Origin of the sequence: Micromonospora antibiotica (genome assembly GCF_017599305.1) — a bacterium.
In the GTDB taxonomy this organism is placed as follows: Bacteria; Actinomycetota; Actinomycetes; order Mycobacteriales; family Micromonosporaceae; genus Micromonospora; species Micromonospora antibiotica.
Window position 1 is genome coordinate 39,030 of record NZ_JAGFWR010000010.1, and the last position, 21,571, is coordinate 60,600.

Sequence of the window (21,571 nt, forward strand, 5' to 3'; positions counted from 1 at the left end):
ATCCCACGTAGGGTGCGCAGGTGGACCAGATCTGCGTGGTGACGACGGTGGTGGACTCGCGCTCCGTCGCGGACCTGATGGCGGCTGCCGCGGTGGCCGGGCGGCTGGCCGCCTGCGCCCAGGTCGGCGGCCAGGTCGACAGCACGTACTGGTGGCGGGCCGGGGTGGAGACCAGCACCGAATGGTCGGTGCAGTTCAAGACCGCCCCGGACCGGGCCACCGCGCTGGTCGGCCAGATCCGGGCCAACCATCCCTACGAGGTGCCCGAGATCCTGGTCACCCGGGTGGACAGCGGTGATCCGGCGTACGCGCTCTGGGTGCACGAGAACACCCGTACCTAGGTACGGGCACTCTGGCCAGGGGTTGCCGCCCACCGGCAGGATGGCCGGGTGCAGAACACCGGTTACCCCTGCCCCCGCTGCGGTGCGCCCGCCGAACTGACCCGCGGGTGCGTCGGTTGCGGGTTCGGGCCGTACCCGCCCGCCGCCGAGGTGGTCCGGCTGGACCGGGAGATCGTTTCGCTCGGCCGGGAGGTGGAGCGGGCCCGGGAGGCGTACCAGGGGCTCGGCGCGCGCCTGCTCGCGGCGCAGCGCCAGCGGGCGGAACTGGCGGCCCGGATCCGCCGGGAGATCCCCGCGCCGGTCCCGGTCGGTGCGGCGGTCCGCGTACCCGCGCCGGCCGGACGTCCCGTTCCGCCGGCCGTTCGTCCGGCAGGCCACCCGGTCGTCCCGGCCGCGCGCCCGGTCGTCCCGGTGCGTCCCGGCGGTGTCGTCGGGTCCGGCGGGTCCGTGCCGCCGGCCGGGTTCGGACCCCCACCCGTGGGTACGCCGGGCCGCCCGGAGACCTCGACCCGGACGATCCAGTGGCTGCTGTTCGTCCTCGGTGGCCTGCTGCTGGGCACGGCGGCGGTGGTCTTCACCGCGGTCGCCTGGGCGGCGGTGGGGGTGGCGGGCCGGGCGCTGATCCTGGCCGGGTTCACCGCGCTCGCCCTGGCGGTGCCGTTGGTGGCGAAGTGGCGCGGCCTGCGCGGCACCGCCGAGACGTTCGCGGCGGTGGGCCTGCTGCTGGTGGTCCTCGACGGGTACGCCGCCTGGTCGGTGAACCTGCTCGGCACCGCCGACTGGTCGGGCACCCGGTACGCCGCCCTGGTCACCGGGCTCAGCGCGGCGGTCGCCACCGGGTACGCCCTGCTCAGCCGGCTCACCGTGCCGTGGTTCGCGGCGCTGTTCGTCGTCCAGCCGGTGCTGCCGCTGGCGGTGGCGCAGTCCCGGCCCGGGGCCACCGGTTGGACGCTGACGTTCCTCGGGGTGGCGCTGCTCGACCTCGCGGTGGTGGTCGCGCTGCACCGCCGCTCGCCGGCCCCGCTCGCCGTTCCGACCGGCCCGGTTCCGACCGGCCCGGTCCCGGCGGCCACCGGGTCGGCAGCGAACCGCCCGGTGCCGGCCGGGCCTGATCCCGCCGCTCCGCCACTGGCCGGAGCGGTGCCACCCGGGGCGGCTCCGGCCGCTGCGGGTCCCGGGGAAGCGGTGGTGGTGCCCGCCGGGGGGTCGGGCGCCACCACCGTCCCGGCGGACGGGGGACCGGCGGCCGGCGGGGGGCCGGTCGCCGGACCGCCCGGTTCCACCGCTGTGCTCGCCGGCCGGGTGCTCGGTTGGCTCGGCTTCGGTGCCGCGACGACGGTCGCCGCGAGCTGCGCGCTGGTGCCGCTGGTGCTCGGCCGGGCCGGCGGTCAGCCGCTGCTGGCCGGCCTGCCGATGCTGCTCGTCGGCCTGGTCCTGGCCGGTGCGGCCCGGGTCGCGGGTGCCGGGGTGTTCCGCCAGCTCACCACCGGGTTGCTGGTGCCGTTGCTCGCCGTCGCGATGCTGCGGCCGGTGGCCGAGCTGCGGGCCGGGTTCCTGCTGCTCGCGGTCGGCCTGGTGGCGGCGGCTCTGGCCGGTGGCGTGAGGCTGCTGCCGCAGCGGCACCGCACCGGCCCCCGGGTCGGCGCGCTGCTGGTGGCGGCCGGTGCGGCCCAGGTCACCGTGCTCGCCACCGGTTCCCTCGCGGCGCTCGCGGTGGGCCGGTCGCTGCCCGCCTGGCAGGGGGCCGCCGCGGGTCCCGATCTCTCGTGGGGCTGGCAGCTCCCGCTCACCGCCCTGCTCACCGTCGGCGCCGGCCTCCTGCTGCTGTCGAGGGCGGCCCGTCCGGTGACCGTACTGCTGGGCGTGGTGGTCACCGCCGCCGCGCTACCGGCGGTGACCACCACGCCGTGGCCGGCCACCCTCGCGGTCGACCTGGTCGTCGGGGCGGCACTGCTGCCGGTGGCGGTGCTGCGGTGCCGTCGTGCCGCGACGGTGCTCGTCGGCGCGGCCGGTGCCGCCGTGCTGCTCGGGCACGGACTGCTGGTGGCGGCGGCCGACCCGGTGGGGCTGCTGGCGGCACTCGGGGTGGTGCTGGTCGTCGGGCTGGCGGTGGCGCTGTCCCCCCGCCCGGCGAACGCCGTCGCGGCCCGGGTCGCCGGGGTCGCCCTGACGGTCGCCCTGCTCACCGTGCCGGCCGGCGCTGCGGTCGCGCTGCGGGCCGCCGGGTCGCCGGCCTGGTGGCAGCTGCGGGTCGGGTTCGCCGCCGCCGTGCTGCTGCTGGTCCCGCTGCTCGCGCTCCGTCGTCGCCGCCCCGACCTCGACGGGTACGCCGGCACCGCGCTCGCCGTGGCGCTGGCCGCCGTGGTCACGCCGACCGTCGTACCGGGTGGGGAGTCGTCGGCCCTCTATGCCGCGGCGGCGCTCGGCGTGCTGGTGCTGGCCGAACGGCGTACCGCTGCGGTGACGACCGGCCGGGTGGTCGGCGTCGGCCTGGCCGGGCTGGCCCTGGTCGCCGCCGCTCCGGTGACCCTCACCGCGCTGGTCGCCCCCTACGGTGACCCGGTCCGACCCTGGTCGGGGGCGCCGACCGGGGACGGCCCGTCGGGTGCCCCGGCGGTCGGTGTGGCGCTGCTGGTCCTCGCCCTCACCGCCGCGCTGTTCGTCCACCGGTACACCGGCCGCCGGTCCGGGTCGGCCGTGGCCGCGCTGCCGTTCGGGGCGGCGGCGCTGCCCGTGCTGCTGCTCGTCGGCCCCGCACCCTGGCCGGTGGTGCCGGCGGTGGTCCTGCTCGTCGGCAGCGCGGCGCTGCTCACCGCCGCGCTCGCCGGCCCGGTTCGGACCGCCGCCGTCGCCACGGCCACCCCGCCTGCGGCGGTCCCGGGTGAGCCCGGTCCCGGCGCGGCACCGACTGCGGGTGGGCCACCGGTGGGCCACCGGCGTGGCGGGGAACTGCTGGTGCCGGTCACCACCCCGATCGGTCTGCTGTGGACGTTCTTCGGCCTGGTCGGGCTGCTCGCCACCCGGGCCGGTACGTTGGCCGCGCTGGCCCTGCTGGTGATCGTGACGGCGGTGATCGGTGCGGTCGGCAGGCGGCCCGGGGTACGGCTGCTCGGCTGCCTGACCACGGTCGCGGCGGCCACCTCCTTCGCGTTGACCGCGCCCCTGGCCGCCGGCCTGCCGACCCGGACGGCCGGGTTCCCGGTGCTCGTGGTGGCGGTGGCGGTGCTGCTCGGCGCACCCCTGCTGGCCCGGCGCGGGTCGCTCACCGTACGGGCGTTGGAGGCCGCCGCGCAGGCGGTGGCCGTGCTCGCCCTGCTGCTCACCGTCGGTGCGATCCGACACGCGGCGGTGATCTGCGTGCTCTGGGGGGCCGCCGTGGCGCTGCGGGTGCTGTACCCGGGTCAGTCGGCCGGCCAACGGTGGGTCTTCGGGGCGGTGGCCGGTGGCAGTGAACTGCTCGGCGCGTGGCTGCTGCTGATCAGCGGCGAGGTGGTGCTGCTGGAGGCGTACACCCTGCCGGTGGCCGGGCTGACATTGGTGGCCGGCCTGCTGGCGCTGCGGAGCCGGCCCGGGTTGACCAGTTGGCTGGCCCTCGGCCCCGGGCTCGCCGCCGCTCTGCTGCCCAGCCTGGTGTCGGTGCTGGTGGCGGCGGACCCGCAGCCCTGGCGGCGGCTGCTGCTGGGCGGTGCCGCGCTGGGCGTGGTGCTGGTCGGCGCGGTCCGGCGCTGGCAGGCGCCGGTGGTGCTCGGCGGCGGCAGCCTCGTCCTGCTCGCGCTGCACGAACTGGTCCGGGGCTGGGACCTGCTGCCCCGCTGGATCTACCTGGCCGTCGGCGGGCTGGCGTTGATCACGCTCGCGGCCACCTACGAGCGGCGTCGGCGGGATGTGAGCCGGCTGCGGGCGGCGGTGGGCCGGATGGGCTGAGCCGCCCACCGGTAGGGTCGTGCCAAGGCAGCGCCTGCGCACCGCCGAGCCGGCGCGCAGGTGCCGACCGGGCCGGCGGTGGCGGCCCGGCAGAGCGACGAGATCCTCCGGAGCGCGCGATGAGATTCGAGATCAGCAAGGTGCTGGACGCCATCGAGGGGCGGGTCTGCACCGATCCGTCCCTGGCCCGAGCGGTGCTGGACCTGGCCGAGGTGATCCGCTACCAGGATCTCGACGGTGGTCGTCCGGCCAGCCTGCTGCGGCTCGGCATGGTGATCGACGCGCTCTCCCGCGAGCTGGCCGAGGACAGCGTCCCGGTCTACGCGATCGTGCACCGGGCGCTGCTCTCCGACGCCGACCTCACCTCCAACGAGCGGATGGTGGTCCGCCGGTGGGCCGACGACGGCCTGGTCGAGGTGCTCGACAACCCGGGTGACCGGATGCTGGAGGTGGCCGACCTGCTCGGCCTGCCGGTGGTCAGCCGGGTCCGGTTCGACGGGCTATGCGGCCGGTTCCCGTGGCTGGTGGAACAGCCGGGGCGGGTGGTCGCCCCGGTGCCCGGTGCCGGCGGCCCGGCCTTCGTCGCGCACGTCGGCGGCGGGCACACCCCGGTCGAGGGGGACCGTTCCCCGGTCGGTGGGCAGTTGCTGGCCCGACAGTGGCGGTGCCCGGAACCGGGCTGCGCGCTCTTCGGCGGCGGTGGGGGCGGCGGGGCGTTCGCCGACCTGGCCCGGGTGGACCGTGCCCCGGCCGGCCAGCCGCCGCCGGCCCTGCGGCAGGGTGTGCCGACCTGCCCCCGGCACGGTGCCCGGCTCTCCGACGCCGGGCCGCGCCCGCGCAGCGAGGTGCTGGCGATCCGGATCGGTGGCCTGATCCGTCGCCGCTTCGTCCTTACCGAGGACCAGCCGGTGACGGTCGGCCGGGCACCCGAGGAGCCCGGTGGCGTGATGCTCGGCCAGTGGCTCAACGACGAGACGCGACGGTGGATCAGCCGGGCACACGTCCGGTTCGAGCTGCGGGTCGGCGAGGTGATCGTCACCGACGTGAGCACCAACGGCTCCGGCATCCGGCCGAACGGCTCGATGGCCGAGGCGGAGCGGGTCCCGCTGGCACCGAAGCAGTCCCGGGTGCTCGGCGGCGCGGACATGGTGGAGCTGTACCCGGGGGTGCAGGTCGGTCGGGCCCGGGAACTGCCCACCGGCGCGGCGTTCACCCCGACCTCGGTGATGGCCGAGGCACCCACCATGGCGATGCGGCTGCCCCGCAACTGACCGGTGTCGCCCTGACCGGCCGGTCGCGCAGACCGGCCGGTCGTCGGCTCACATGCCACCGGCGGGCCGCCACGGTGACCGGTGTGCCGCCACGGCAAGGTGTGCCACCACGGGGGCGTCGACCCGACACCCGCCGTGGGTACGCGGCTCAGGCGGCCAGCACCGCGGCGAGCTGCGCCACCGCGTGGTCGATCTCGTCGGCGGTGATCACCAACGGCGGGGCCAGCCGGATCGTCGAGCCGTGGGTGTCCTTGGCGAGCACGCCCCGCTCCATCAGCCGCTCACACGCCTGCCGGCCGGTCATCAGCGTCGGGTCGATGTCCACCCCGGCCCACAGCCCACGCACCCGTACCGCCACCAGACCCTTGCCGAGCAGCCCCTCCAGCCCGGCCCGCAGCCGTTCGCCCAGCTCGGTGGAGCGGCGCTGGAAGTCGCCGGTGGCCAGCAGCCGGACCACCTCGGTGGCGACCGCGCAGGCGAGCGGGTTGCCGCCGAAGGTCGAGCCGTGCTGGCCCGGCTTGAGCACCCCGAGCACGTCCGCGTTCCCGGCCACCGCGGAGACCGGCACGATGCCGCCGCCGAGCGCCTTGCCCAGCAGGTACAGGTCCGGCACGACACCCTCGTGCTCGCAGGCGAAGGTGCGCCCGGTGCGACCCAGACCGGACTGGATCTCGTCGGCGACGAACAGCACGTTGCGGTCGGTGCAGACCCGGCGTACGCCCGGCAGGTAACCGTCCGGCGGCAGCACCACGCCCTGCTCGCCCTGGATCGGCTCCAGCAGCACGGCGACGGTGTTCTCGTCGATCGCCGCCTCCAACGCCGCCAGGTCGCCGTAGGGCACCACGGTGAACCCGGGCGTGTACGGTCCGAAGTCGGCGCGGGCGTCGTCGTCGGTGGAGAAACTGACGATGGTGGTGGTCCGGCCGTGGAAGTTCCCGTCGGCCACGATGATGTTGGCCTGCCCCGGGGTGACCCCCTTGACCTGGTAGCCCCACTTGCGGGCCACCTTGATGCCGGTCTCCACCGCCTCGGCGCCGGTGTTCATCGGCAGCACCAGGTCCTTGCCGCAGAGCGCGGCCAGCTCCCGGCAGAAGTCGGCGAACTGGTCGTGGATGAACGCCCGGCTGGTGAGGGTGAGCCGGTCGAGCTGCTCGTGGGCGGCCCGGATCAGGGTGGGGTGCCGGTGGCCGAAGTTCAGCGCCGAGTAGCCGGCCAGGCAGTCCAGGTAGCGACGGCCGTCCACGTCGGTGAGCCAGGCGCCCTCGGCGGAGGAGATCACCACCGGCAGCGGGTGGTAGTTGTGCGCGGTGTACCGCTCCGCGTCCCGGACGGCGGACGGGGTCCGCAGCATGTCCTCGATCACTGGCTCGCCTTTCCCTGACGGAGTCGCAACGTGCAGCACTTCGGTCCGCCGCCGGCCTTGCGCAGCTCGGACAGGTCGACACCGATGGTCTGGTAACCCCGGTCGCGCAGCTTGGCGGCCAGCCCGGTGGCCTGGGCGGGCAGCACCACATGCCGGCCGTCGCCGACCGCGTTGAGGCCGAGCACCTCGGCGTCGGCCATGGTGGCGTGGACGGCGTCCGGGAAGAGCCGGCGCAGCACCGCCCGGCTGCCGGGGGAGAACGCCTCCGGCAGGTACGCCACGGTCCGCTCGTCGAGCACGGTCAGCGCGGTGTCCAGGTGGTAGAAGCGCGGGTCGACCAGTTGCAGGGTGACCACCGGGTGACCGAAGACCTCCTGCAGCTGGGCGTGTGAGGCGTGCGCGGTACGGAACCCGGTGCCGGCGAGCAGGTGGTCGCCGACCAGCAGCACGTCCCCCTCGCCCTCGTTGACGTGCTTCGGGTCGTACACCTCGAAGCCGGCGGCCTCGAACCAGGCCCGGTAGGCGGGGGCCTCGTCGGCGCGCTGCGGGTCGCGGAACTGCACCGCCATCGCCCGGTCCCCGATGACCGTGCCACCGTTGGCGGCGAAGACCATGTCGGGCAGGCCGGCGACCGGGTCGATCAACTCGACGGTGTGGCCGAGGTCGAGGTAGGTGCGGCGCAGCTGCTCCCACTGCCGGATCGCCAGCGCGGTGTCGACCGGTGCGGTCGGGTCCATCCACGGGTTGATGGCGTAGTCGACGGCGAAGTACGTCGGCCGGCACATCAGGAAGCGCTGGCTGGTGGCGTCCATCGTCATTGTCCTGCTCCTGGGGTCGGGCGCGCCCGGCCTCCGTGGCCCACGGGCTGGCGCCGTGGCTCAACGGTATGTGCCCCGGGGGTGCGGCAACCACCGCCGAGACTTGCGTACGACAGCGGTTCGTTGCGTGTGGTCCGACAGTGACGGCGATCCGTTGCGTGGCAGCGCACAGCGAAGGGGCCGTCACCCCGGCGGGAGTGACGGCCCCTGTGCGCATCGGTGGCGGCGAACCGCTGCCCCCGAACGAGTGGGTGCCCGGCTGGTGAACCACCAGACTGGTCGGGCGGTGCCGGCGAACCGGCTGGTCCAACGTCGCCGGCGAACCGCCGGCGAGATCAAATGTGCCCTCAGAAGCGGTCCACAAACTGTGAGTCAAGCCACTCCCGGAACCGGGCCACCCAGTCGCCGTCGGTGGTCGGCCAGTCGAACTGGCCGGTGAAGGCGAGCACGCCCAGCACCACCGCGGCCAGGCCGACCAACACGCCGACCAGCGCGTCCGTCGTGCCGGCCACGTGCCGACGGCGGGTCGCGATCAGGCCCAGCACCGAGAACACCGCGCCGAGCGCGCCGAGCGCGATGCCGTACCCGGCCAGGGAACCGGTGAGCACGAACGCCGCGCCCACCACCGACACGATCAGGCCGAGGGTGGCGAGCAGGCTCGTCCTCGGCTTCGGACCGGCCACCACCGGCGGCTCCGGGCGGACCTCGTCGGCGGCCACCCGGTCCCGGTCGGTGGTCGGGGTGGGGACGCCGGCCGGTGCGGCGGGTGCCGTCCGGTCGGCGGGCGTCGTCCGGTCCCGGTCGGTCGGGCGGTCCGCGTCCACCGGGCTCGGCGCGGTGCGCACCGGGCCGGCGTCGGCGACCCGGATCGGGTCGGTCGGCGTCCGGGGCTCCTCATCGACCGTGCCGGGTCGGGCGGCGGCGCTGCGGCTGCCGTCGACGGCGCTGCGGGCGGTCGCCGCCCGCGCCAGCGCGCCGCGCTCCGCCGCCCGCCGCTCCGCATCCGGGTCGGGCCCGCCCGCGTCGACGCGGCCGTCGACGCCACGCCGGGTGGCGTCCGCACGCTCGGCGCTGCGTCGCGCCACGTCGGCGTCGCGCTCACCGTCGGTGGCCAGCGACCCGCTGCGGTACGTCGCCCGCTCGGCGTCCCGGTCCGTCACCACCGGCTGGTCGTCGCGCGCGTCGACCACCCCGTCACCGTTGCTGTCCTGCGCCGTACGACGCCGCAGGAGCGAAGGAACGTTCACCACCACACCTCCTTGTCGATGCGTGGAGCCCTCGGAAGGGTCGGTGGCCGCCACGCGGGAACGACCTGGATGTACCCCGCACGTCCATCGACCACACACCACCGCGCCGGACCGGGCCGTGTCATGTCGGCCGACCGGGCCGTGCCGAGCCGTGTCGGGCCGAGCCGTGTCGGGCTGGGCCGTGCCGGGCTGGGCTGGGCTTGGACCGTGCCGTGCTGGGCTGGGGCGGTGCGGGCCGGGGCGGGGCACCGGCGTCGGTGGGGTCCGGGCGCCTGACTACCCTTGGTGCCCGTGCCAGAGGGACACACCATCCACCGGCTGGCGGCCCGGCACGCCGAGCTGTTCGCCGGCGACAAGGTCACCGCCAGCAGCCCGCAGGGCCGCTTCGCCGACGGTGCCGCCCTGATCTCCGGCACCGTCCTGCACGGCACCGAGGCGTACGGCAAGCACCTGCTGCACCACCACGCCGACGAGCGCACCCTGCATGTCCATCTCGGCCTGTACGGCAGGTTCACCGACGGCGACGGCGAGCCGCCCGTACCGGTGGGGCAGGTCCGGTTGCGGCTGGCCAGCGACCGGCACTGGCTCGACCTGCGCGGACCCGCCGCCTGTGAACTGCTCACCCCGCCCGAGGTGGCGGCGTTGCGCGGCCGGCTCGGCCCGGACCCGCTGCGCGCCGACGCCGACCCCGACCGGGCGTACGCCCGGATCGGCCGCAGCCCGACCCCGCTGGCCGCGCTGCTGCTCGACCAGTCGGTGGTCGCCGGCACCGGGCTGATCTTCGTGACCGAGGCGCTGTTCCGGGCCGGCCTGCGGCCGACGCTGCCCGGCCGGCAGCTCACCCGGGCCGGCTGGGCGGCGCTCTGGGCCGACCTGGTGGCACTGATGACCCTGGCGGTGACGCGCGGCCGGATCGACACCGTCCGCGACGCCCACCTGCCCGAGGCGATGGGCCGCCCCGCCCGGGTCGACCGGCACGGCGGCGAGGTGTACGTCTACCGCCGCGACGGCGCCCCGTGTCACGTCTGCGGCGGCCCGGTCAGTCGGGGCGGGCTGGCCGGCCGCAACCTCTACTGGTGCGCCACCTGTCAACCCTGAGTACGGGCGACGCCTACGTGCCGTCGACCAGCCAGCGGGCCACCTCGACCTGGTTGGTGAAGACCGTGTCGCCGTCCAGGCTCCAGGCGAGGCAGTGCGCGATGGTCCAGCCGACCACCCGGTCCCGGTCGAGGCCGAGCGCGCCGGTGACCCGGTCCAGCCGACGCCGTACCGCCTCGGGGGAGTGCCCCAGCTCGACGCCGCGCACGATCGGCACCACCGCGAACTCCCGCTCGCCCAGCAGCGGCTTCGGGTCGATCACCAGCCACGGTTCCCGGGTGGCCCGCAGCACGTTGCCGGCGTGCAGGTCCTGATTGACCAGCACCTGCTCGCCCTGGCTGTCGACCAGCCGGTCGAGCTGGTCGAGCGCTGCGTCGACCAGCCGCCGCTCGTAGGGCCGGCCGGCCCGGTCCCACTTCTCCGGCAGCCGGTGCCGCCAGCCGGTCGCCTCCTCGGCGAGCGGGATGAACGGCCCGGCCACCCGCCGCCACAGCCGGGGCAGCAGGCCGGCCACCACGTCCACCGCCTCGTCGGCGGGCAGCTCGTGCAGCGGTGAGCCGGGCCGGCACCGCTCCACCAGCAGCGCCCGCCGCTGCGGGTCGTGGGCGAGCAGCCGGACCGCCGCCTCGCCGTCCCAGTGCGCCAACGCGTCGGCCTCGTGCCGGCTGTCCGGGTCCGGGTACTGCAACTTCAACACCGCCGGGGTGCCGTCGGGCAGGTCGGCGGGCATCGCCAGCGAGGCGAACGCGTACGGGAAGGGCGGCCCGAGCCGCAGCGACCACTGTTGCGCGCACTCGTCCCGCCACCGGGCCAGCGTGGCCAGCCACTCCCGCCCCTCCGGCGTCTGCCGCACCCACGACAACCCCGCCGGAATCTCCACCCGCCCATTGTGCGGATCGGGGAGAGTTGTCGCTGCCCTGGCGACAACAACTCTCCACAATGTTCCGCCGTGCTGTGCGGCACGCCGCTGCGGGACGGAGGAGTAGTGCGGCGGGGTGGTCGGCGTGGGTGCGGGAGGCGGCGGGTCAGCGGTCGAGGGCGTCGACGGCCTTGCGGGCGGCGATCAGCACCGGGTCCCAGACCGGCGCGTACGGCGGGGCGTAGCCGAGGTCGAGGGCGGTCATCTCGTCCACCGTCATCTCGTTCCACAGCGCCACGGCCAGCGCGTCGATCCGCTTCGCCGCCTCGGAACGGCCGACGATCTGTGCGCCGAGCAGCCGACCGGTGGGCCGTTCGGCGATCAGCTTGACCGTCATCGCCTGGGCCCCCGGGTAGTAACCGGCCCGGTTCGTCGACTCGGCGATCACCGAGACGAACTCGAACCCGGCCGCCGTGGCGTCCCGCTCCCGCAGCCCGGTACGCCCCACCTCCAGGTCGCACACCTTCGTCACGGCGGTGCCGATCACCCCGGGGAAGGTGGCGTACCCGCCGCCGATGTTGATCCCGGCGACCCGGCCCTGCTTGTTGGCGTGGGTGCCGAGCGGGATGTGCACCGACATGCCGGTGACCCGGTGCAGGGTCTCCACGCAGTCGCCGGCCGCCCAGACGCCGGGCACCCCGGCGACCCGCATCCGGCGGTCCACCCGTACCCCGCCGGACTCGCCGAGCGGGAGGCCGGCGGCGGCGGCGAGCGCGGTGTTGGGGCGTACGCCCAGGCCGAGGACCACGACGTCGGCCGGCACCGGGCCGGCGGAGGTGACCACCGCGGACACCCGGCCGTCGCGCTGCTCGACCCCGCTGACCGTGACACCGGTACGGATCTCGACGCCCAGCCCGCGCATCGCCTCGGCGACCAGCCCGGCCATGTCCTCGTCGACGGTGGCCATCGGTTGCTCGCCCCGCTCGACCAGGGTGACGGCGAGCCCGCGTTGGATCAGCGCCTCGGCCATCTCCACCCCGATGTAGCCGCCGCCGACCACCACCGCCCGGGTCGGCGTCGGGTCGGCGTCCAGCCAGGCCCGCAGCGCCGCCGCGTCGTCCAGGGTCTGGATGCCGAAGATGCCGTCGACGTCGTCGTCCGCCCAGTCGGGCAGGTTCGGGACGGAGCCGGTGGCGTACACCAGGGTGTCGAACGGTTCGCGGACCTCGCCGCCGTCGTCGAGCCGGCGGGCGGTGACCTCCCTGCGGTCGAGGTCGATGCCGGTGACCTCGGTACGCAGCCGTACGTCGATGGCGAAGTCGTCGCGGAAGGTGGCCGGGTCGCGGGCGATCAACGCGTCCCGCTCCTGCACCAGTCCACTGATCCAGTACGGGATGCCGCACGCCGAGTACGACGTGAAATGCCCCCGCTCGAACGCCACGATCTCCAGGTCGTCGACGCCCCGGCGGCGGCGGGCCTGGGAGGCCGCCGCCATCCCGGCGGCGTCCCCACCGACGACGATCAGCCGCTCCGTCACGACGCCCAGTCTTCCACGCGCCGGCCGCCCCCGGGCCGGTCAGCCACGGGTCTGCCGGGCGACCTCGGTGACCACGTCCTCCAGCCGGCCCGACCGGGCGAACACGGCCCGCTGCCGGGCCGCCCCGGTGCCGTGCCGGCGCAGCGTGGCCAGCAGCTCGGTCACCTCGGCCAGGTCGTCGTGCGCCTCCAGGGCCGGGCGGACCCGCTCGACGAGCCGGTCGACCAGTTCCCAGGCCGGGCGCAGCTCACCGTTGGTCAGGTCGACGCCGTCGCCCTCCAACCCGTCGTGGGCGGCCCGCCAGTGCGCGGCCACCAGCAGGTGGTGGTCGGTGTTCACCGGCGGGCGGCCCGCCGCCACGTCGTCCATGGCGGTGGCGACCAGCGCCCGGACCAGCCCCGCCACCAGCACCGCGTCGTCGACCGACGGGCAGACGTCACCGATGCGGACCTCCACCGTCGGGTACTTCGCCGACAGCCGGGCGTACCAGTAGAGCATCCCCTCGTCGAGCATCACCCCGCTGGCGATCAACTGCCGGATCAGCCGCTCGTAGTGCTCGTACGACTCCAGGTAGGGGGTGGGCGCGACCGACGGCCAGCGTTCCCACTCGACGGAACGCCAGCTCGCGTAGCCGGTGTCGACCCCCTCGGAGAAGGGCGAGTTGGTGGTCATCGCGTGCAGCACCGGCAGCCACGGCCGAATGTGGTTGAGCACCTGCACACCGGTGTCCGGGTCCGGGACACCCACGTGCACGTGCATGCCGTTGTTGCCGGGGCCGGGCACCAGCAGCCGGAACCGTTCGATCATCCGGTCGAAGCGGGGCTTGTCCACCACCGGCGGCACCGGTCCCGCGACCGGGCCGGTGCCGATGGCCAGCACCCGGACGCCGGCCCGCTCGGCGGCGTCGGCCAACGCGCCGCGCAGCACACCCAGCGAGTGCCGGATCGAGCCCAGGTCCAACCCGGGTGGGCTGCCGATCTCGATCTGGCTGGTCTGGAACTCCCGCTCCACCTGCCCGCGCAACTCGGCCGGCACCTGCGCCATGACCAGGTCGACGGCGGGCACCGCGGCACCGGTGTGCGGATCGACCAGGAGGAACTCCTCCTCGACGCCCACCGTCAGCCGGTCGGGCCCGGTCCGCTCCGGAGCCACCGCCCCGGCCGCCACCCCACTGGTCATCGCCATCACCGTCCGTCCCGTCCCGCCGCGGCGGGTTCGCCACGGTGCTGTCCGGCCCATTACCCGCAGTGTCCGGCGGAGAAAACGCGACACGGCGCGTCGTCGCGTCGGATGCTTACCATGACCCGGTCCCGCCGACCGGTGCCGTGCCGCACCCCCGCCCCGACCTGGAGCGGGCCGGGGCGGGAACGTGAGGGAGGTCAGGTGACCCCGACGACGGTGCCCCAGTCGGCGCCCCCGACCCCGGCGCGGCGGCCCGGCCACCCGCCCCGGCCGGCCGGGCGGGACTGGCGGCGGCAGGTGCCCCGGATGTTCGCGGCGCTGCTGTGGTTCATCGCCGCGATCTGCGCGCTGGCGGCGGTGAGCAGCGCGGCCAACGCCGAGTTCCAGCCGGTCCGGACCACCATCGACACGCTGCTGGTGCCGGCGCCGGCCAACCTGGCGTACGCGGTGTTCCTCGGCACCCTCGCCGCGGCGGTGCTGCGCCGTAAGCGGCTGGCGTACTGGGTGCTGGTCGTCTACTTCATCCTCAGCCTGGTCGTCGGGGTGCTGACCGGCCTGGTGCTGGTGACCGTCGGCGCGGACCAGCTCACCGACGACGCCGGCCGGCGGCTGTTCACCCTGATCGACGCCGTCGGTGTCTGGGTGGGCATCGGGTTCGCCGCCGCCGCCCTGACCCTGCTGCTGACCGCCCGGCGGGAGTTCTACGCCCGGGTCCGCAGCGGCAGCACCCGCCGCGCCCTCGGGGTGTTCTTCGGTCTCGCCGCGGCTGCCGTCGGGCTCGGTTACCTGCTGCTCACCGCCGTGCCCGGCAGCCTGCGCAGCTTGCTGGACCGGGTCGGGTACGCCATCGAGAAGGTCTTCGGCGGGGCGATCACCCTGGACGTCACCCGGCAGGGCCAGGCCCCCGGCTGGGTCAACCTGCTGCTCGGCGGGATGGGCGCGGTAGCCTTCCTGGCCGGCCTGTTCACCCTGCTGCGTTCCCAGCGCGCCGCCGCCGTGCTGCACCCCGACGAGGAGCAGCGGATCCGGGAACTGCTGGCCCGCTACGGCGACCGGGACTCGCTCGGCTACTTCGCCACCCGACGGGACAAGGCGGCGATCTTCTCAGCCAGCGGGAAGGCGGCGCTGACCTACCGGGTGGTCAACGGGGTGAGCCTGGCCAGCGGCGACCCGGTCGGCGACCCGGAGGCGTGGGGTCCGGCCATCACCGCCTGGCTGGACCAGGCCCGGGAGTACGCCTGGACCCCGGCGGTGATGGGGGCCAGCGAGGCCGGCGCGCGGGCCTACCACCGGCACGGGTTGAAGGTGCTGCAACTGGGCGACGAGGCGATCCTGCTGGCCCGGGAGTTCGACCTGGGCGGGCGGGACATGCGCCCGGTCCGGCAGGCGGTGCACCGGGTCGAGCGGGCCGGTCACACCGCGCTGGTCCGCCGGCACCACGAGATCCCGCCGGACGAGCTGGCCGACCTCGCCGCCCTGGCCACCCGCTGGCGGGACACCGAGCACGAGCGCGGCTTCTCGATGGCGCTGGGCCGGCTCGGTGACCCGGCCGACGGTGACTGCGTGCTGGTGGAGGCCCGCGACGGCACCGGCCGGGTGCGGGCGCTGCTGTCGTTGAGCCCGTGGGGCACCGACGGCCTGTCGCTGGACCTGATGCGTCGGGACCGCACCGCCGAGAACGGGGTCACCGAGTTCATGGTGGCCGCGCTGCTCGGTGCGGCCCCCCGGCTGGGTGTCGAGCGGGTGTCGCTGAACTTCGCCGTGTTCCGGTCGGTGTTCGAGCAGGGCGCCCGGATCGGCGCCGGCCCGGTGATCCGGCTGTGGCGGCGTACGCTGCTGTTCTTCTCCCGCTGGTGGCAGTTGGAGTCGCTGTACCTGTCCAATGCCAAGTACCAGCCGCACTGGACGCCCCGCTACCTGTGCTTCGGCGAGCGGCGGGAGTTGGCCCGGGTGGGGTTGGCCGCCGCCGTCGCGGAGGGCTTCGTGGCGTTGCCGGGCGGCCGGCCGTCCCCGCTGTACGGGGCACCCCCGGCCGGTGGCGGGGTGGGGTTCGTGCCGCCGGACGCGGCCACGGTGCACGCGGTCAGCCCCGAACCGGCCCGCGAGCAGCAGCCCGAGCAGGTGCGGGTCCGGCGGGCGAAGCTGGACCGGCTACGGGCGCAGGGCGTCGAGGCGTACCCGGTGGGGTGGCCGCGTACCGACGGGTGTGCGGCGGTGCGGGCGCGGCACGCCGGGCTGGCCCCGGACACCGGCACGGGGGAGACCGTGTCGGTGGCCGGGCGGGTGCTGCTGGTCCGCGACCACGGTCGGATCTGCTTCGTCACCATCCGGGACGGCAGTGGCGACCTGCAACTGGTGCTGGAGAAGGAGCTGCCCCGGTGGCGGGCCACCGTCGACATCGGCGACCACGTCGGCGCGACCGGCGAGGTGTACGCCACCCGGCGTGGCGAGGTGTCGGTCCGGGTGGCCGACTGGCAGCTCACGGCCAAGTGCCTGCGCCCGCTGCCCGACAAGCACCACGGCCTGGCCGACCCGGAGGCGCGGGTCCGCCGCCGCTACCTGGACCTGGCGACCAGCCCGCAGGCCCGGGACCTGCTGCGCGCCCGCAGCGCCACCCTGACCAGCCTGCGGCAGACCCTGGTGTCGCGGGACTTCCTGGAGGTGGAGACGCCGATCCTGCAACGGGTGCACGGCGGAGCGAACGCCCGCCCGTTCGTCACCCACAGCAACGCCTACGACCTGCGGTTGACCCTGCGGATCGCCCCGGAGCTGTACCTCAAGCGGCTCGCCGTGGGCGGCGTCGAGCGGGTGTACGAGCTGGGCCGGGTGTTCCGCAACGAGGGTGTCGACTTCAGCCACAACCCGGAGTTCACCGTGCTGGAGGCGTACCAGGCGTACGCCGACTACCACGACATGCGGGAGCTGGCCCGGGAGCTGATCGTCGCGGCGGCGGTGGCGGTGCACGGGGCTCCACTGGCCCGTCGACCGGGCACCGGTGAGCTGGTCGACATCGGCGGGCCGTGGCCGGTCCACACGGTGCACGGGGCGGTCTCCGCCGCGCTGGGCGAGGAGGTGACCGTCGACACCGACGTCGCCACCCTGCGCCGGCTCGCCGACACGGCCCAGGTGCCGTACGACCCGGGGTGGGCGCGCGCCGAGCTGCTGCTGGAGCTGTACGAGCGGCTGGTCGAGGCGCGTACCGACGTGCCCACGTTCTACCTGGACTTCCCGACCGACGTGTCGCCGTTGACCCGGCAGCACCGGTCCGATCCCCGGTTGGCCGAGCGGTGGGACCTGGTGGCGTTCGGGATGGAGCTGGGCACCGCGTACTCGGAGCTGGTCGACCCGACCGAGCAGCGGCGGCGGTTGACCGCCCAGTCGTTGAAGGCGGCCGGTGGTGACCCGGAGGCGATGGAGCTGGACGAGGACTTCCTCACCGCCCTGGAGTACGCGATGCCGCCGACCGGTGGCCTGGGGTTGGGCGTGGACCGGTTGGTGATGTTGCTGACCGGCCGGTCCATCCGGGAGACCCTGCCGTTCCCGATGGTCCGCGAGTCCTCGTGAACCGTCCCCACCGTGACCCGGACCCGGCGGCCCGCCGTGGGGGCGGCGGGCACCGGATCGCCCGGACCGGGGCGGCGGTGGCGCTGGTGGTGGCGGCGGTCTGTTACGCCTCCTGGCTGCTCGCCCCGGTGCTCAACCCGGGGCTGCGGCCGGTGCAGAGCTACCTGAGTGAACTGGCCGCCCGGGACCAGCCGTACCACCTGGTCTTCCAGCTCGGCGACGTGACGACCGGGCTGTGCGCGACGGCGGCGGGGTTGCTGCTGGCCCGGGTGGTCCGGGAGGTGCCCCGGCCGGCCTGGTGGGGGCTGCTGGTGTTCGCTGTCGCCACCGCCGTCGACGGCGGTTACACCTCGATGGACTGCGCCCCCTCGATCGACGACCGCTGCGCCCGGCTGGAGGAGCTGGGCGAGTTGTCCTGGCGGCACCAGGCCCACACGGTCACCTCGTCGGTGGCGGTGGCCGGCGCACTGCTCAGCCTGGTTGCGGTCCTCGCCGTGCTGCGGGGCCCGGTCCGCCGCCGGGCCGGGCTGGTGGTGGCGGTGGTGCTGGCGGTCGGCACGGTCGGCACGCTGGTCGCCACCCTGCACCCCGAGTGGGGGCTGGGCCTGTGGCAGCGGGTCCAGCTCACCGGCCTGTCCGGCTGGCTGCTGCTCACCGCCGCCGTCGCCCGCCGGGGCCCCGGCCCGGAGCGCCCCCGGTGACCGGCCCGGCCACCCCTGATCGGCCTGCGCCCGACCGGCCCACCGCCGACGACGCGGCGGCTACCGGTCGGGCCGGCGGGCCGGGGGTGCTGCTCTGCCCGGGGATGGGGGAGGGGGCGGCGACCTGGGACCGGCTGGTGCCGCCGCTGACCGCCGCCGGCTGCCGGGTGCGCCGGCTGGACCGGCCGGACGACACCCGGGTGCCCACCCTCACCGCCGAACTGGCCCGCCTCGACACGGCGGTGACCGGGCTGGACCGGCCGGTGCTGGTGGCGCACTCGGCGGCGGCGCTGCCCGCCGAGGCGTACGCCCGGCGGCATCCGGGGCGGCTCGCCGGGCTGGTGCTGGTGGACCCGAGCCTGGTGGACCCGGCCGGGGCGGCCCGGTGGCGGTGGTGGTCGGCGTGGACGGCCGGCACGGTGGCGGCCGGGGCACCGGTGCTGGCCGGGGCGCTCGACCGGTCCGGTCTGGCCCGCCGGTACGGCCCGGGGGCGTGGCGTCGGGCGGTGCGCCCGATGAGCGTCCGCCCGCCCGACCCGACCGCTGCGGCGGCGTACGGCTGCGGATCGGTGCTGGTCGGGGCGCTGGTGCAGTGGTTGGCGCACCCGGCGGTGGCGGCGGAACTGGTGGCGTTGCGGGCGGTGACGGCGGCACCGACGCTGCCGGTGCGGGTGTTGACCGCGCTCGGCGACGTGCCCACCCCGGCCGGTCGGGCGGCGTGGCGGGCCGGGCACGCCGCGCTGGCGGCGAGCTTCCCCGCCGGCCGGCAGGAGGTATTGCGGGACGCCCGGCATCTGCTGCACGTGGACCGGCCGGAGACGGTGGTCGAGGCCGTCGTGGCGGTCCGACGTGACAGCGGGTCCTAGGCTGGCGGGCGTGTCGGGGCTGCGGGTGGTGACGGGTCTGTGGGCGTACGCGCTCGTCGGGCTGACCCTGCTCGCGGACCGGCCGGGTGACCTGCTCGCCGGTGCGGCGGTGGTGGCCGCGTTGCTGCTCGTCGTCCTGCTGGCGACCCGTCCCCGGCCGACGTCCGGCCCCGGCACGGGGCGGCGGCGGGCGGTCGGGTTACGCGACCGGGCCCGGCGTCGACGCGTACCCCGGCAGGTCGATCCGGACGCGGCGGGCCGACCCCGCCCCCGGGCACCCGGGGGTTCCCTCCCGGTCGGGTGGTCCCCGGTCGCGGGCTGATCCCGCGCGCCGCCGCCGACCGGTTCCGTCGTCATCCGTCCCACGGTGAACCGCCGACCGCCCTGACGGGCGGCCGGTCGACGTCCCGTGCGGACCTCCGGAATCGGACCGAGGGGTTCCCCCATGCTCGCCTTCTCACCTGTGCACGACGCGGCTGCCGCCGCGGGTTCCGTCGTCGGCTGGCTCGTCGGGCTGCTGACACCGCTGGCCGGCGGGGCCGCCACCGCCGCCGCCATCGTGTTGTTCACCATCGCCGTCAGGCTGTTGATCTCACCGCTGACCGTCGCCCAGGTCCGCGCGGAGCGGCGTCGCGCGGCCCTCGCCCCGCAGTTGCGCCAGCTCCAGCAGCGGTACGCGGACGACCCGGCGACGTTGCAGTCGGAGGTGTTCGCGCTCTACCGCCGGGCCGGGGCGTCGCCGGTGGCGGGGTGCCTGCCGGCGCTGCTCCAGGCTCCGTTCTTCCTGGTCATGTACCGCCTGTTCGGCACCGGTGACGGTGCGGTCGGGCTGCTCGACGCGCGGCTGGCCGGGGTGCCGCTGGGCTGGCACCTGGGCGACGGGCTGACCCTGTCGGTGCTGCTGGTGTTCGGGGTGCTGCTGGCGGCCCTGGCCGGCCTGGCCACGGTGCTGTCCCGGCGGGCCCGGCGGACGGCGTCGGCCGCCGCGCCGACGGACCAGCCGGGGGCGGCGTTGCTGGCCCGGGTGCTGCCGCTGCTGCCGTACGGGACGGTGCTGCTGGCGGTGGTGGTGCCGTTGGCGGCGGTGCTCTACCTGGTCACCACCACCGGGTGGACGGTGGCGGAACACGTGCTGCTGCGTCGGCCGCAACCGGTGCCGGCCGAAGCCATCGACGAGCGTTGACAAATGGTGGGGCGGGAGCGTAGAAAACCGCTCAGAGAGCGCTCTCTTTGCTCCCGTCCCCCAGAGAGGCATCCCGATGAACGCTGTCCCGGCGGCTCCGGTCGCCCCCACCGCCCCGCGCCGGCCCCGCCGCCGGCTCGCCCTGGCGGTCACGCTCGCCGCCGCCACCGCGCTGACCGGCGTCTCGGTCGCCGCCCAGGCCGCCGTCCCGACGCCGCCGTCGGGGTGGAGCCTGATGTGGAGCGACGACTTCACCGGCGGGGCCGGCACCCTGCCGTCCTCGGCCAACTGGATCGTCGACACCGGCACCAGCTACCCGGGCGGCCCGGCCAACTGGGGCACCGGCGAGATCCAGACGTACACCGGCAGCACCGCCAACCTGGCCCACGACGGGTCCGGCAACCTGCGGATCACCCCGCTGCGCGACTCCGCCGGCCGGTGGACCTCGGCCCGGATCGAGACCGTGCGCACCGACTTCAAGCCCCCGTCGGGCGGGGTGCTGGCGATCGAGGGGCGGATCCAGATGCCCAACGTCACCGGCGCCCAGGCGGCCGGCTACTGGCCGGCGTTCTGGGCGCTCGGCGCACCCTACCGGGGCAACTACCAGAACTGGCCGGGCATCGGCGAGATCGACGTGATGGAGAACGTCAACGGGCTCAACCAGGTCTGGGGCGCGCTGCACTGCGGGGTGGCCCCCGGCGGCCCGTGCAACGAGTTCAGCGGGCTGGGCGCGACCCGGGTCTGCCCCGGCAGCGCCTGCCAGGCGGCCTTCCACACCTACCGCACCGAGTGGGACACCTCGGTCAGCCCGCAGCAGCTGCGCTGGTACGTCGACGGGCAGCTGTTCCACACCGTCACCCAGAACCAGGTCGGGGCCAGCTACTGGGCGCAGATGACCGGCCACGGCGGTTACTTCCTGCTGCTCAACGTGGCGATGGGCGGCTCCTTCCCGGACGGGGTGGCCGGTGCCGTCACGCCGACCGGCTCGACCGTCTCCGGTCGGCCGATGCTGGTCGACTACGTCGCGGTCTACCGCCGGGGCGGCGGCTCCACCCCGACGCCCACCCCCACCACGCCGGCCCCGACCACCCCGCCGCCGTCGGGCACCGTGGACGCCTACTCGACGATCCAGGCCGAGGCGTTCTCCGGGCAGAACGGGGTGGCCGTCGAGACCTGTGCCGAGGGCGGGCAGAACATCGCCGCGCTGCGCAACGGTGACTGGGCCCGCTACGACAACGTGGACTTCGGCAGCAGCGGCCCGCGCGACTTCCTGGCCCGGGTGGCCTCCGGCGCGGCGGGCGGGGTGAGCGGCCTGGTCGAGGTGCGGGTGGACAGCCCGACCGCCACCCCGATCGGCAGCTTCGCCCTGGCCAACACCGGTGGTTGGCAGAGCTGGCGGTCGGTGCCCGGCAACGTGTCGACGGTGACCGGGCGGCACACCGTCTACCTCACCTTCAGCAGTGGCCAGCCGGCCGACTTCGTCAACGTCAACTGGTTCACCTTCCGCCGCTGACCGGGCGGTCCGGGGTCCGCGCCGGGGTGGCGCGGACCCCGAACCCATGCGCCGGGCCGGCCCGCGACCCGGCGACCGCCCGCGCCGGTGTGGTCGGGTCGAAG

General features: G+C 75.5%; 16 protein-coding genes. 10 read left to right on the forward strand and 6 right to left on the reverse strand.

Annotated features, from left to right (window positions below; translation table 11 throughout):
• Positions 1–20: 20 nt before the first annotated feature.
• From cutA to JQN83_RS18400, 3 genes are all read left to right on the forward strand, one after another.
• On the forward strand, positions 21–341 hold the full coding sequence (gene cutA / locus JQN83_RS18390; RefSeq protein ID WP_208568358.1) for a divalent-cation tolerance protein CutA: 321 nt from the start codon (positions 21–23) through the stop codon (positions 339–341).
• Positions 342–389: 48 nt separating this feature from the next.
• A complete protein-coding gene (locus JQN83_RS18395; protein ID WP_208568359.1) occupies positions 390–4,265 on the forward strand; it encodes an SCO7613 C-terminal domain-containing membrane protein in 3,876 nt (1,291 codons plus the stop codon).
• A gap of 119 nt (positions 4,266–4,384) precedes the next feature.
• Positions 4,385–5,536, forward strand: coding sequence for an FHA domain-containing protein (locus JQN83_RS18400; RefSeq protein ID WP_208568360.1), 1,152 nt, complete (start codon positions 4,385–4,387; stop codon positions 5,534–5,536).
• A gap of 148 nt (positions 5,537–5,684) precedes the next feature.
• On the opposite strand, the gene rocD is transcribed toward JQN83_RS18400, so the two are convergent.
• The 3 genes from rocD to JQN83_RS18415 form a co-directional block, all read right to left on the reverse strand.
• The gene (gene rocD / locus JQN83_RS18405; RefSeq protein ID WP_208568361.1) at positions 5,685–6,899 is read right to left on the reverse strand and encodes an ornithine--oxo-acid transaminase; all 1,215 of its coding nucleotides are present in this window, start codon (positions 6,897–6,899) and stop codon (positions 5,685–5,687) included.
• On the reverse strand, positions 6,896–7,711 hold the full coding sequence (gene ddaH / locus JQN83_RS18410) for a dimethylargininase (protein WP_208568495.1): 816 nt from the start codon (positions 7,709–7,711) through the stop codon (positions 6,896–6,898). Before ddaH ends, rocD begins: the two co-directional genes overlap by 4 nt.
• A 353-nt stretch (positions 7,712–8,064) precedes the next feature.
• A complete protein-coding gene (locus JQN83_RS18415; RefSeq protein ID WP_307799418.1) occupies positions 8,065–8,964 on the reverse strand; it encodes a DMT family transporter in 900 nt (299 codons plus the stop codon).
• A gap of 291 nt (positions 8,965–9,255) precedes the next feature.
• Between JQN83_RS18415 and JQN83_RS18420 the strand changes: the two genes are divergently transcribed.
• Positions 9,256–10,062, forward strand: a complete 807-nt coding sequence (locus JQN83_RS18420) for an Fpg/Nei family DNA glycosylase (protein WP_208568363.1) — start codon at positions 9,256–9,258, stop codon at positions 10,060–10,062.
• 13 nt (positions 10,063–10,075) lie between these two features.
• On the opposite strand, the gene JQN83_RS18425 is transcribed toward JQN83_RS18420, so the two are convergent.
• The 3 genes from JQN83_RS18425 to JQN83_RS18435 all read right to left on the reverse strand — a co-directional run bounded on the left by JQN83_RS18425 (position 10,076) and on the right by JQN83_RS18435 (position 13,637).
• Positions 10,076–10,942 carry an aminoglycoside phosphotransferase family protein gene (locus tag JQN83_RS18425; RefSeq protein ID WP_208568364.1) on the reverse strand — a complete coding sequence of 289 codons (867 nt, stop codon included), beginning with the start codon at positions 10,940–10,942 and terminating at the stop codon, positions 10,076–10,078.
• Between the two features lie 145 nt (positions 10,943–11,087).
• The gene (locus JQN83_RS18430; protein WP_208568365.1) at positions 11,088–12,458 is read right to left on the reverse strand and encodes an FAD-dependent oxidoreductase; all 1,371 of its coding nucleotides are present in this window, start codon (positions 12,456–12,458) and stop codon (positions 11,088–11,090) included.
• Between the two features lie 39 nt (positions 12,459–12,497).
• Positions 12,498–13,637, reverse strand: coding sequence for a carboxylate-amine ligase (locus tag JQN83_RS18435; protein WP_208568366.1), 1,140 nt, complete (start codon positions 13,635–13,637; stop codon positions 12,498–12,500).
• Positions 13,638–13,841: 204 nt separating this feature from the next.
• Here JQN83_RS18435 and lysX point away from each other — a divergent pair, with 204 nt between their 5' ends.
• The 6 genes from lysX to JQN83_RS18465 all read left to right on the forward strand — a co-directional run bounded on the left by lysX (position 13,842) and on the right by JQN83_RS18465 (position 21,467).
• The gene (lysX, locus tag JQN83_RS18440) at positions 13,842–17,204 is read left to right on the forward strand and encodes a bifunctional lysylphosphatidylglycerol synthetase/lysine--tRNA ligase LysX (protein WP_307799420.1); all 3,363 of its coding nucleotides are present in this window, start codon (positions 13,842–13,844) and stop codon (positions 17,202–17,204) included.
• Positions 17,201–17,905 carry a DUF998 domain-containing protein gene (locus JQN83_RS18445; RefSeq protein WP_208568368.1) on the forward strand — a complete coding sequence of 235 codons (705 nt, stop codon included), beginning with the start codon at positions 17,201–17,203 and terminating at the stop codon, positions 17,903–17,905. Before lysX ends, JQN83_RS18445 begins: the two co-directional genes overlap by 4 nt.
• Complete coding sequence (locus JQN83_RS18450; protein ID WP_208568369.1) at positions 17,902–18,771, forward strand: alpha/beta fold hydrolase; 870 nt, start codon at positions 17,902–17,904, stop codon at positions 18,769–18,771. Before JQN83_RS18445 ends, JQN83_RS18450 begins: the two co-directional genes overlap by 4 nt.
• Before the next feature lie 10 nt (positions 18,772–18,781).
• Positions 18,782–19,093, forward strand: coding sequence for a DUF6412 domain-containing protein (locus tag JQN83_RS18455; RefSeq protein ID WP_307799421.1), 312 nt, complete (start codon positions 18,782–18,784; stop codon positions 19,091–19,093).
• Positions 19,094–19,216: 123 nt separating this feature from the next.
• Positions 19,217–19,954 carry a YidC/Oxa1 family membrane protein insertase gene (locus JQN83_RS18460; protein ID WP_208568371.1) on the forward strand — a complete coding sequence of 246 codons (738 nt, stop codon included), beginning with the start codon at positions 19,217–19,219 and terminating at the stop codon, positions 19,952–19,954.
• A 76-nt stretch (positions 19,955–20,030) separates the two neighbouring features.
• A complete protein-coding gene (locus JQN83_RS18465) occupies positions 20,031–21,467 on the forward strand; it encodes a carbohydrate-binding protein (protein WP_208568372.1) in 1,437 nt (478 codons plus the stop codon).
• The last annotated feature ends 104 nt before the right edge of the window (positions 21,468–21,571 follow it).